The sequence below is a fragment of the Solirubrobacter phytolaccae genome (genome assembly GCF_027587195.1).
Taxonomy (GTDB): Bacteria; Actinomycetota; Thermoleophilia; order Solirubrobacterales; family Solirubrobacteraceae; genus Solirubrobacter; species Solirubrobacter phytolaccae.
Window position 1 is genome coordinate 220,031 of record NZ_JAPDDP010000001.1, and the last position, 11,735, is coordinate 231,765.

9 protein-coding genes and 1 pseudogene are annotated in these 11,735 nt (G+C 73.6%); 8 read left to right on the forward strand and 2 right to left on the reverse strand.

What is annotated here, in order from left to right; all coding sequences use genetic code 11:
• The first annotated feature begins 11 nt into the window (after window positions 1-11).
• From OJ997_RS00845 to OJ997_RS00875, 7 genes are all read left to right on the forward strand, one after another.
• Complete coding sequence (locus OJ997_RS00845) at window positions 12-503, forward strand: RNA polymerase sigma factor (RefSeq protein ID WP_270023094.1); 492 nt, start codon at window positions 12-14, stop codon at window positions 501-503.
• Window positions 500-1,198 carry a hypothetical protein gene (locus OJ997_RS00850; protein ID WP_270023095.1) on the forward strand — a complete coding sequence of 233 codons (699 nt, stop codon included), beginning with the start codon at window positions 500-502 and terminating at the stop codon, window positions 1,196-1,198. The genes OJ997_RS00845 and OJ997_RS00850 overlap by 4 nt, the downstream gene beginning before the upstream one ends.
• Before the next feature lie 89 nt (window positions 1,199-1,287).
• The gene (locus OJ997_RS00855; protein ID WP_270023096.1) at window positions 1,288-1,611 is read left to right on the forward strand and encodes a YnfA family protein; all 324 of its coding nucleotides are present in this window, start codon (window positions 1,288-1,290) and stop codon (window positions 1,609-1,611) included.
• Window positions 1,612-1,622: 11 nt separating this feature from the next.
• Window positions 1,623-4,808, forward strand: a complete 3,186-nt coding sequence (gene recC, locus OJ997_RS00860) for an exodeoxyribonuclease V subunit gamma (RefSeq protein WP_270023097.1) — start codon at window positions 1,623-1,625, stop codon at window positions 4,806-4,808.
• Window positions 4,805-8,128: a UvrD-helicase domain-containing protein gene (locus tag OJ997_RS00865; RefSeq protein ID WP_270023098.1), complete on the forward strand. Its 3,324-nt coding sequence runs from the start codon at window positions 4,805-4,807 to the stop codon at window positions 8,126-8,128. Before recC ends, OJ997_RS00865 begins: the two co-directional genes overlap by 4 nt.
• Entirely contained in the window at window positions 8,125-9,897 is a 1,773-nt protein-coding gene (gene recD, locus OJ997_RS00870) for an exodeoxyribonuclease V subunit alpha (protein ID WP_270023099.1), read from the forward strand. The genes OJ997_RS00865 and recD overlap by 4 nt, the downstream gene beginning before the upstream one ends.
• Window positions 9,898-9,960: 63 nt before the next feature.
• Window positions 9,961-10,734, forward strand: a complete 774-nt coding sequence (locus OJ997_RS00875; RefSeq protein ID WP_270023100.1) for an SDR family NAD(P)-dependent oxidoreductase — start codon at window positions 9,961-9,963, stop codon at window positions 10,732-10,734.
• 3 nt (window positions 10,735-10,737) lie between these two features.
• Here OJ997_RS00875 and OJ997_RS00880 read toward each other — a convergent pair whose 3' ends face one another.
• Both OJ997_RS00880 and OJ997_RS00885 read right to left on the reverse strand, forming a co-directional pair.
• Entirely contained in the window at window positions 10,738-11,007 is a 270-nt protein-coding gene (locus OJ997_RS00880; protein ID WP_270023101.1) for a DUF2277 domain-containing protein, read from the reverse strand.
• Window positions 11,008-11,017: 10 nt separating this feature from the next.
• On the reverse strand, window positions 11,018-11,200 hold the full coding sequence (locus tag OJ997_RS00885; protein ID WP_270023102.1) for a hypothetical protein: 183 nt from the start codon (window positions 11,198-11,200) through the stop codon (window positions 11,018-11,020).
• Window positions 11,201-11,448: 248 nt separating this feature from the next.
• Between OJ997_RS00885 and OJ997_RS00890 the strand changes: the two are divergent.
• A pseudogene (locus OJ997_RS00890) lies at window positions 11,449-11,735 on the forward strand (hypothetical protein); the annotation flags it as partial.

The following is an 11,735-nucleotide window of genomic DNA, read 5'->3' on the forward strand; positions in this document are numbered from 1 at the left end:
TCTAGGTAGGCATGGACGAGCGAGAATTGGCCGCACGGAGGGCCTTGACGGTCGCGCTGCGGACCGCGGCGGCCATCCTGGGCAGCCGCGAGGAGGCGGCGGACGTGGCGCAGGACGTCGCCATCGACGTGCTCCGCTCGCTCCACAAGCTGCGCGAGCCGGCCGCGTTCGACGCGTGGGTGCATCGCATGACCGTGCGCCGGACGCTGAGGGCGCTGCGCAAGCGGCGTGCGGGCGACGTGCCGTTCGCGCTCGCCCTCGAGCTCCCCGCCGACACGCCCGACCACGATCAGGTGCTCGCCACGCGCGCCGTGCTCGCGCACGCGATGAAGACGCTTCCACCCAGGCAGCGGGTCGCGCTCGCGCTGCGCTACGTGCACGACCTCGACGACGAGCAGATCGCCGCAGCGCTCGGCTGCCGTGTCGGCACCGTGCACGCGTTGCTCTCGCGCGCCCGAGCCACACTCCGTGACGAGCCCCGACTGCAGGAGCTGACGCGATGAACGAGTCGATGCTGCGCGCGGCGTTCGAGCCGGCCCGCACCCTCGAGCCGACCGCGGCGGAGCTCGCGCGCGCGTTGCGTCCGCGTCGCCGTCGTCGCTGGCCGGTGTTCCTCGGCGTGGCCGCCGCGATCGCCGTGACCGGGACCGCCGCCACCGCGGTCGAGCCGTTCCGCGGCGCGCTGGAGTCGTTGCTCAGCAGCGACGCCGGCCGGCCCGCGCCGGACGCGCCGGACTGGCTGCGCGAGAAGGGGACCCGCGTGCTCGCCGAGAACGACGGCGCCAAGCTGTTCGTGCGCCGCGAAGGGGACATCGTGCACGTCAGCCTCGACAGCTCGTTCGGCCAGAGCGGCCCGGTCGAGGACTGGGCGAAGCAGCTCGGAGACCGCCGGCTGATCGTGCTCGGCCCGAGCGCTCCCCGGGCGAACGACACCCAGCGGCCGCTGTTCGGGCTGACCGCGCGCGGGATCACGCGGGTCGAGCTCACCTACGCGCGCGGCTCTTCGACCTTCACGTCCAGCGCGACGGGCGGCTTCGCGCTGATCGTGGACCTCAGGCGAGCGCTCGGCGAGCTGATCGGCTACGACGCGGCGGGGGCGGTCATCGAGCGCAAGGACATGCGGCCCGTCGACCTGCGCATCTGCCGCGAGGTCCGTGGCTGCCCGCCCGGCAAGCTCGCGCCCGAACGTGACGGCTGACGCGCGCTCTGTGCCGAAAGTGCAACGCAAGTGCCACTTTTCACGCACCCGGGCGGCAGGCGACCGGGCATTCGCTACGGTCGCCGACGATGACCGGCCGTTCGATCGCGCTCTTCATAGCCGCCGCGCTCGCCGAGATCGGCGGCGCGTATCTCGTGTGGCTCGGGATCAAGGAGCACAAGGGCGTCGCGTTCGTCGCGCTCGGGGCGATGGCGCTCACCGCGTACGGCGTGGTGGCGGCGTTCCAGCCCAGCAACGAGTTCGGTCGCGTGCTCGCCGCGTACGGCGGCGTGTTCATCGTCGGCTCGCTCCTGTGGGGCGTCGTCTTCGACGGCTTCAGACCTGACCGCTTCGACCTGATCGGCGCGCTGGTGTGCCTGACCGGTGTCGGGATCATCATGTATTCGCGGTAGCGCCTGTCGCCATGCTCCACGTCCACCGATCCGACCGGGCCGACGGCCTGATTGAAGCCCTGCGGGCGCTGCTGGCCGTGCCGCCCGCGGACCCGTTCGCGGGCGAGGTCGTGGCCGTGCCCACGCGCGGCATGGAGCGCTGGCTCACGCAGCAGCTCTCGAACGCGCTCGGCATCTGCGCGAACGTGGAGTTCCCGTTCCCGCGCCGGCTCACGGGCGCCGCGGTGGCCGCGGCGTCCGGGATCGACGTGGACCGCGACCCGTGGTTGCCCGAGCGGCTCGTGTGGCCGCTGCTGGAGGTGGTCGAGGACTCACTCGCCGAGCCGTGGATGGCGGCGCTCGCGGGGCATCCGCGGGCCCGGCGGTTCGCGGCCGTCCGGCACCTCGCGAACCTGTTCGACCGCTACGCCACGCACCGTCCGGAGCTGCTGAGCGGCACCCACTGGCAGGCGGAGCTGTTCGCACGCCTGCGGACGCGGGTCGCGGTGCCCGATCCGGCGGCGCGGGTCGAGGCGGCGTGCGCCCGCCTGCGCGGGGAGCCGGAAGTGGTCGAGCTGCCCCAACGCCTCAGCCTGTTCGGTCTCACGCGGCTCCCGGCCGCGCAGCTGCACGTGCTCAGGGCGCTCGCGGTGCACCGCGACGTGCACCTGTTCCTGCTGCATCCGTCGCCGGCGTTGTGGGAGGCGATCGCGGGTGCCGGGCAGTGGCCGGTGCTGCGGGCGAAGGACGAGAGCGCCCGCATGCCCCGCAACCGGCTGCTCGCCTCGTGGGGGCAGGACTCGCGCGAGCTGCAGCTCGTGCTCGGGCCGGACATCGCCGCGCACGAGCATCCGGTCGCGCACCGGACGGGCACGATGCTCACCGAGCTGCAGGCCGCGGTGCGCGAGGACCGCGTGCCCGAGCCGGGCGAGCCCGACGACAGCGTCCAGGTCCACGCCTGCCACGGACGCGCACGGCAGGTCGAGGTCGTCCGCGACGCCGTCCTGCACCTGCTCGCCGAGGACCCGTCGCTGGAGCCGCGTGACGTGATCGTCATGTGCCCGGACATCGAGGCGTTCGCGCCGCTGATCCAGGCGACGTTCGGGGCGGGGGAGATCGCCGAGGACGAGGACGACGAGCTGGACACGCTGCCGCCGGAGGACCGTCCGCCGAACCTGCGGGTCCGGCTCGCCGACCGGTCGCTGCGGCAGACGAACCCCGTGCTGGGCGTGGTCGCGCGGCTGCTGGAGCTGGCGGGGCGGCGGCTCACGGCCTCCGAGGCGCTCGAGCTGGCCGAGCGCGAGCCGGTGCGCCGGCGCTTCCGGCTGGACGACGACGCGATCGCCCGCCTGCAGGACTGGGTGCGCACGAGCGGCATCCGCTGGGGCCTGGACGCCGAGCACCGCGCGCCGTTCAAGCTCGCCGAGCTGCACGCGGGCACGTGGCGCTTCGGGCTGGATCGGCTGCTGGTCGGCGTCACGATGACCGACGAGCAGCAGCGTCAGTTCGCGGGCGTGCTGCCGCTGGACGACGTCGAGAGCGGCGCGATCGAGCTGGCGGGCCGGCTCGCGGAGTACATCGCGCGGCTCCAGACGGCCGTGGACGCGCTCGCGGTCGAGCAACCGGTCTGGGCCTGGGCCGAAGCGCTGCTCGCGGCGGCGGACGCGCTGTGCGCGGTGCCGCCGCTGGAGGGCTGGCAGCGCTCGGAACTGCAGCGGCTGCTCGACGACGTCGTCCAGGAAGCGGCGTCGTTCGAGGGCCGGCTGTCGCTGGAGGAGGTGCGCGCGTTGCTCGCCGACCGCCTGAGGGGCCGCCCGACCCGCGCGAACTTCCGCACGGGCCACCTGACGATCTGCACGCTGATGCCGATGCGCTCGGTGCCGCACCGCGTCGTCTGCCTGCTCGGGCTCGATGACGGGACGTTCCCGCGCAAGGCGCCGCGCGACGGTGACGATCTGACGCTAGACGCGCCGCACGTGGGCGACCGCGACGCCCGCGCGGAGGATCGCCAGCTGCTGCTCGACGCGCTGCTCGCCGCGCGTGACCGGCTGATCATCACCTACACCGGCAACGACGAGCGCACGAACGTCCCGCGCCCGCCCGCGGTGCCGGTCGGCGAGCTGCTCGACGTCGTCGGCAAGGGCGTCGTCACCGAGCATCCGCTGCAGCCGTTCGACCCGCGCAACTTCAGCGCTGCGAAGCCCTGGAGCTTCGACCGCGTGACGCTCGAGGGCGCGCGGGCGCTGACGGCGCCGCGCTCCGGCGAGCGGCCGTTCCTGCCCGGGCCGCTCCCATCGCGCGCGGCCGGTCCCGTGGAGCTCGACGCGCTCGTGTACTTCGTCGAGCGCCCGGTGCGCGCGTTCCTGCGCCAGCGGCTGGAGATCAGCGTCGGCGACTACGCGCAGGACGTCGCGGACGCGCTGCCGGTGCAGCTCGACAACCTCGAGCAGTGGGCCGTCGGCGACCGGCTGCTGAGCGCGGTGATGGCGGGCGCGGACAGCCGCGCGGCGATCCGTGCCGAGATCGCGCGCGGCACGCTGCCGCCCGGCCAGCTCGGGCGGCCGGTGATCGACGGCATCTGGCAGGGCGTCAACGACATCGCGGGTAAGGCACGTGCGCTGATCGGCGCCGCGGGCGATCCGGGGTCGGTGGACGTGAAGGTGGACGTCGCGGGGCGGCGCCTCTCGGGCACGGTGGCCGGCGTGCGCGGCTCGCTGCTGACCACGGTCACGTACTCGAAGGTCAACCCGCGCCACCGGCTCGGCGCGTGGGTGCGGCTGCTCGCGCTCAGCGCCGCGGGCGGGGAATACGAGGCGCTCACCGTCGGGCGCGCGCAGACGGGCGCGCACCACATGGCCTCGGTCACCGTGGCGCGGATCCCGGTGATCGATCGGGCCGCCGCGATCGAGCAGCTGGAGCTGCTGCTGGACCTGTACGACCGCGGGATGCGCGAGCCGCTGCCGCTGGCGTGCCGCACGTCGGCGGCGTACGCGACGGGCCAGAACGCCCGCGGCGAGTGGGAGTCCGACCGCTTCCCGAAGGAGGATCGCGAGCCCGAGCACGAGCTGGTCTTCTCCGGCTTCGCGTTCGACGACCTGCTTGCGATCCCCGCGCACGAGGACGAGCGGTGGGAGCCGAGCGAGACGAGCCGCTTCGGGCAGTACGCGCGCCGCCTGTGGAGCGGGCTCATCCGCGTCGAGGACGTGAATGACCAGTGAGCTACGCGTTCGACATCTGCGGCCAGCTGCCGAGCGGCGTCACCGTGCTCGAGGCCAGCGCGGGGACGGGCAAGACGTACACGATCGCGGCGCTGGCGGCGCGCTACGTCGCCGAGGGCACGCCGCTGCACGAGCTCCTGCTCGTCACGTTCACGCGGATGGCGACGGGGGAGCTGCGCGACCGCGTACGCGAGCGGCTCGTGCAGACCGAGCGAGACCTCGGCGAGGTGCTCGCGGGCGCGCCGCTCAGAGACCTCGAGGACGCGGTCGCGCGGCTGCTGGCCACGGGGGAGAAGGAGGAGATCGTGGTGCGGCGCGATCGGCTCACGCGCGCGCTCGCCGACTTCGACGCCGCGACCATCGCGACCACGCACCAGTTCTGCCAGGAGGTGCTCGGTGGCCTCGGCGTGGCCGGAGACCTCGAGCGCGACGCCCAGCTGGTCGAGGACGTCGACGACCTGATCGGCGAGATCGTCGACGACCTCTACGTGCGGCGCTTCATGAAGTCCGAAGAGCCGCCGTCGATCACCCGGGCGGAGGCCAAGCTGATCGCGACCGACGCGATCGAGAACCCGGGCGCTCCGATCGAGCCGCGGGACACCTCCGGCACCGACCTGGCCGCGATGCGGGCACGCCTCGCGGCGGCCGCGCGGGTCGAGTTCGAGGCGCGCAAGCGGGCGCGCTCGATCATCACCTACGACGACCTGTTGACGCGGCTGCGCGACGCGCTGCGCCGCAGCGGCGTGGAGAAGCTGCGGGCGCGCTACCGGGTGGTGCTCGTCGACGAGTTCCAGGACACCGACCCGATCCAGTGGGAGATCCTCAAGAACGCGTTCGGCGGGGGCGGCGTGACGCTCGTGCTGATCGGCGACCCGAAACAGGCCATCTACGCCTTCCGCGGGGCCGACATCTACTCCTACCTCGAGGCCAAGGAGGCGGCGACGGCGACGGAGACGCTCGACGTCAACTGGCGCAGCGACCAGGGGTTGATCGACGCCTACGACGCGATGTTCGGGGGCGCGCAGCTCGGTGACGAGCGGATCCAGTACCTGCACGTCCGCGCGAACGACCCGGACAAGCGCCACGACCTGCTCGGCGCGCCGCTGCGGATGCGGGTCGTGGATCGCAGCCACCCGTCGATCACGCTCACGGGCAAGGGGTACGCGAACCTCACGTCCGCCCGGCTGTACGTGGCGAGCGACCTCGCGGCGGACATCGTGCGGCTGCTCGAGTCCGGGAAGGCCAAGCCGGGCGACATCGCGGTGCTCGTCCGCTACAACCGGGCCCACGCGCTGCCGGTGCGGGACGCGCTCGACAAGGCCGGCGTGCCCGCCGTGATCAACGGCGCGGGCAGCGTCTTCGGCACGCCCGCGGCGCGCGAGTGGCTGCGGCTGCTGGAGGCGCTCGAGCGCCCGTCGTCGGTGCCGCGCGCGCGGGCGGCGACGATGACCTCGTTCCTGGGCTGGAGCGCGGAGCGCGTGGCGACGGCGGGCGACGAGGACTGGGAGGACGTGCACCGGCGGCTGCACGCCTGGGCGTCGCTGCTGCGCCGCCGCGGCCTCGCGTCGCTGTTCGAGACGATCACCCTGATCGAGCGGTTGCCGGGGCGCGTGCTGGCCCAGGCCGACGGCGAGCGCAAGCTGACCGACCTGCGCCACGTCGGTCAGCTGCTGCACAGCGCCGCGGCGGCCGAGCGGTTCGGCACGGCCGCCCTCGCGGTGTGGCTGCGTCAGCGCGTCCAGGACGCCGACCGCGAGGGTGACGAGGAGCGCTCACGGCGGCTGGAGTCGGACGCCGAGGCGGTCCAGGTCCTGACGATCCACCGCTCGAAAGGGCTGGAGTTCCCGGTCGTGTACGTGCCGTACCTGTGGGAGCCGACGTGGGTCGACGACAAGCCCGTCCCGATCGTCTACCACGATCCCGACGCCGGGTTCCAGCGCACGATCGACGTCGGGCTCGCCGGCAGCGCGTACAGCCGGCACAAGCGGCTGTATGAGGCCGAGCAGCGTGGGGAGGATCTCCGGCTCGCGTACGTGGCGCTGACGCGCGCGAAGCACCAGGCGGTCACGTGGTGGGCGGGCACGTGGAACAGCCGCGACTCGGCGCTCAGCCGCCTGCTGCTCGCGCGCGACGCGGACGGTCGTGTCGCCACGCGCGGCCCGAATCCGCCGACGGACGACGCGGCGATGGACCACTTCCGTGCGCTCGCGGCGAACGCGCCCGGCTGCGTGAGCGTGGAGCGCGCGACGCTGCCGGAGGGGACGAAGCCATGGTCGGGAACGCGGCCCGAGCCGGCGCAGCTGGCCACGGCGGTGTTCGACCGCGAGCTGGACCGCTCGTGGCGGCGCACCTCCTACAGCGACATGACGGCGGCCGCGCACGAGGCCCGCGTCGCGAGCGAGCCCGAGGAGACGGTGGTCACCGACGAGCCCGACGACGACCGCTCGGACGAGCTGCTGATGGACGAGACCGAGGTGGGCACCGCTCCGGTCGTGCCGTCGCTGTTCGACCCCGCGGTCGCGCCCGCGCTGCCGCTCGCGGGCATTCCCGGCGGCACCGCGTTCGGCACGTTCGTGCACTCGGTCTTCGAAGCGGTGGACTTCGCGGCGGGCGACCTGGACCTCGAGCTGACCACACGCGTGCGCGAGACGCTGGCGCGACGGCCGGTCGACATCGGCTCCCAGGCCGCGGTCGTCGAAGGGCTGCGCGCGGCGATCGAGACGCCGCTCGGCCCGCTGGTCGACGGCATCCGCCTGCGCGACGTGCTGCGCGCGGACCGGCTGGACGAGCTCGGCTTCGAATTGCCGCTCGCGGGTGGCGACGACCCGCACGCCTGGCTGACGCCGGGCGCGATCGGCGCCGTGCTGCGTGAGCACCTCGGCGCCGACGATCCGCTGGCGGGCTACGCCGCGCGCCTGGAGGACCCGGAGCTGCGCGCCGCCGTCCGCGGCTACCTGACGGGCAGCATCGACCTCGTGTTCCGCGTCGGCGAGCGCTTCTCGATCGTTGACTACAAGACCAACATGCTCGCCTCACCCGGCGAGACGCTCACGCCCGCGCACTACGCGCCCGCGGCGCTGCGGGCGGAGATGGAACACGCCCACTACGGGCTGCAGGCGCTGCTCTACACCGCCGCGCTGCACCGCTACCTGCGCTGGCGCCTGCCCGGCTACGACCCCGATCGCCACCTCGGCGGCGTCCTGTACCTGTTCGTGCGCGGGATGACCGGCGCGCCGGAGTCGGGCGTGTTCGCGTGGAAGCCGCCGGCGCCGCTGGTCGTCGCGCTGAGCGACCTGCTCGAGATCGGGGTCTTCGCATGAGCGCCCTGGACGACTTCGAGGTCCGGCACGCGCTGCGGGCGACCGGCGTGCTGCGCGAGTTCAACGCGATCGGCGTGCTGGCTGCGGCCGACGTGCACGTCGCCGAGCGGCTGGCGCTGCTGGGCGGCGAGGAGGACGAGCTCGTGGTGCTCGCGGCCGCGCTGGCCGTGCGTGCGCCGCGGCTCGGGCACGTGTACGTGGACCTTGCGACCATCCGCGAGACGGCGACGGTCGACGCCGACGAGCCGGTCGACCTGTCCGCGCTGCCGTGGCCCGCGCCGGGCGACTGGCTCGACCGGGTGCGCGAGTCCGTGCTGGTGCACGTCGGTGAGCGCGACGCGCACGATCCCCGCCCGCTGCGGCTGGTGGACTCCGCGCTGTATCTGGATCGCTACTGGCGCGAGGAGGGGCAGGTCGCCGACGACCTGCGCGCGCTCGGCCAGGCGGAGGCGGTCAACACGCTGCAGCTCGAGGATTCGCTCAACCGGCTCTTCGACAAGCCTGGCGCGCAGCGGCTCGCGGCGCAGACCGCGGTCGAGCGGCGGTTCGCGGTGGTCGCGGGCGGACCGGGGACGGGCAAGACGACGACGGTCGCGCGGATCGTCGCCGCGCTGGCCGAGCAAGGCGACGAGCTGCCGCTGGTCGCGCTCGCCGCGCCGACCGGCAAGGCCGCGACGCGCCTGAAGGAGGCGGTCCACGCGGCGGCGCTCGAGATGGACGTCGCCCCGCGGGTGCGCGACGAGCTGCTCGCGCTCAACGCGTCCACGCTGCACCGACTGCTGGGGTGGAAGCCCGGGAGCCACAGCCGCTTCCGGCACGATCGTGGCAACCGGCTGCCGCACGACGTCGTGATCGTCGACGAGACCTCGATGGTGTCGCTGACGCAGATGGCGCGGTTGGTCGAGGCGGTGCGGCCCGGCGCGCGGCTCGTGCTCGTCGGCGACCCCGGGCAGCTGACCTCGATCGAGGCGGGAGCCGTGCTCGGCGACATCGTAGGGGTGCGCGGGCCGGGTGTCGTGGAGCTCGACGTCGTCCACCGCGGGCAGGAGGGCATCAAGACGCTCGCGCCCGCGATTCGCAGCGGCAACGCGGACGCGGCGATCGAGGCGCTCCGCCACGGCTACGACGACATCACGTGGATCCCGGTGGACGTGGGGGAGCCCGAGTCGCTCGCGCAGCTCGCGCCGATCCGCGAGGGCGCGGTCGCGGCCGCCACCGAGGTGATCGAGGCGGCACGCGCGGGGCAGGACACGGCGGCGATGGCGGCGCTCGGCGCGTTCCGCGTGCTGTGCGCGCACCGCCGCGGGTCGCACGGCGTGTCGGTGTGGACGGCGCGGATCGAGCGCTGGCTCGGCAGCGCGATCGGCCGCGGGCGCTGGTACCCGGGCCGGCCGCTGCTCGTGACCAAGAACGACTACGGGCTGGACCTCTACAACGGCGACGCGGGCGTGGTCGTCTCCACGGCGCCGGGCAAGGTGTCGGCGGTCTTCGAGCGGCGCGGCAAGCCCGTGCCGTTCGCGCCCTCGCGCCTGAACGCGATCGAGACCGTGTACGCGATGACGGTCCACAAGAGCCAGGGCTCGCAGTTCGCGACCGCCGCCGTGCTGCTACCCGCGGCGACCTCGCCGATCCTCACGCGCGAGCTGCTCTACACCGCCATCACCCGCGCGAACAAGCGCCTGATCCTCGCGGGCACCGAGGAGACGATCCGCGCCGCGGTCGCCCGCCCGGTCGCACGCGCCTCCGGCCTGGGCCGCCGGCTCGCCTAGGGCGGCTCACGCCGCCCGCCGCCCGCGCGGCGTCCGTTCGCGGGCGGCGCCTAGGGTGATCGCATGGACATCGACCTCTCGGGCCGCACGGCCTTCATCAGCGGGTCCACGCAGGGCATCGGCCGCGCGATCGCCGCGAAGCTCGCCGGCGCCGGTGCCGCCGTGACCATCAACGGGCGCGACGAGGCGAAGGTCGCCGCGGTCGCCTCAGAGCTGGGCGTGAGCGGGATCGCCGCCGACGTCGGGACCGCCGAGGGCGCGCGGAAGGTGCTCGACCAGCTGCCCGCCGTCGACATCCTCGTCAACAACCTCGGGATCTTCGCGCCGGCTCCGGTGCTCGAGATCGACGATGACACCTGGCAGCGCTTCTGGGACGTCAACGTGATGTCCGCGATCCGACTCACCCGCGGCTACCTGCCGGGCATGGTCGAGCGCGGCCACGGCCGCGTGCAGTTCATGGCGAGCGACTCCGCGGTCGTCATCCCCGAGGAGATGGTCCACTACGGCGTCACCAAGACGGCGCTGCTCGGCGTCTCGCGCGGGTTCGCGAAGGCCGTCAAAGGCAGCGGCGTGACCGTCAACAGCGTGATCGCGGGCCCGACGCACACCGAGGGCGTGGAGGACTTCGTCCGCGAGCTCGTCGGTGACGACCTCGACTGGGACGACGCGCAGCGCAAGTTCGTCGCCGAGCACCGCCCGAACTCGCTGCTCGGCCGGCTCATCGAGCCCGACGAGATCGCGAACCTGGTCGCCTACCTCAGCTCGGACCTCGCCTCCGCCACGACCGGCGGCGCCGTCCGGGTGGACGGCGGCTATGTGGACCACATCCTGCCGTAGCGGCTACGCGGCGTAGCGGGCCTGCGCTCGGGCGCGGGCCTTCGCCGCCTCCTCGTCGCGGTTCTTGGGCGGCGCGTTCGTCACCAGGTGGTTGAGCAGGTGCTGCGTGGCCTGCGCGATTTCCTCGACGGCCGCCTCGAACGCGGCCGCGTTGGCCTGCGAGGGCTTCGTCGAGCCGCTGATCTTGCGGACGTACTGGAGCGCGGCCTCTTGGACTTCCTTCGTCGTGGCGGGCGGCTCGAAGTTGTGGAGCTGACGGATGTTGCGGCACATGTGACAAAGCCTACGGACCGAACTCGGGCGTGTGACGCCCGAGCGGCGTCAGCGCGAAGACGACGCCCTGCGGCTCCTCGCGTTGCTCGAGCAGGCCGAGCGCGACCAGGCGCGTCAGGTCGCTGAGCAGCAGGGTCTCGTCACGGCGTGGCGAAGGGTCGTCGGACAGGGGTGGAGAGGTCGAGCGGGACATGCGACGGGCTCCTTGACGGGCTACACGGATCCACGTGGGGCTGCGTAGAGTCGCGCCACGTCCGGACGGAACGGGAACCCCCTGCAATTTGCGTGGAATGGCTGCGCTACGCACAGACCTGTGCACAGCGGTAGGTGCCGAAACGCGGGGATACGCACAGGTTCTGCACAGCCCTACGTGGCTCGCGCTCCGGCTCGGCGTGTAGAACGGCAGGACCGATGGGACCGTCCGACCGCCTTGTCCGCGCCGTGGCCGAAGAGCGCGCCACGCTCGAGCGCCAGCGCGCCCACCTCGCCCGCGAGGCGGACGGCCTGCGCGCGTCGCTGCGCCGGATCGAGGCGGGCCTGGCCGAGATCGACGCGCTCACCGCACGCCTCGACGACATCGCCCCGCGGGCGGGACGCCGCCGCGGCGACTCCGAGATCGGCCGCCGCACGCCCGCGGTGGGGCGGCGAGACCGCACGCCGCGCGGCACCGATCGCCGCCACGGCGGCGGCCCGCCCGCACTTCCGAGCGGTGCGACCGCGGCCAAGTC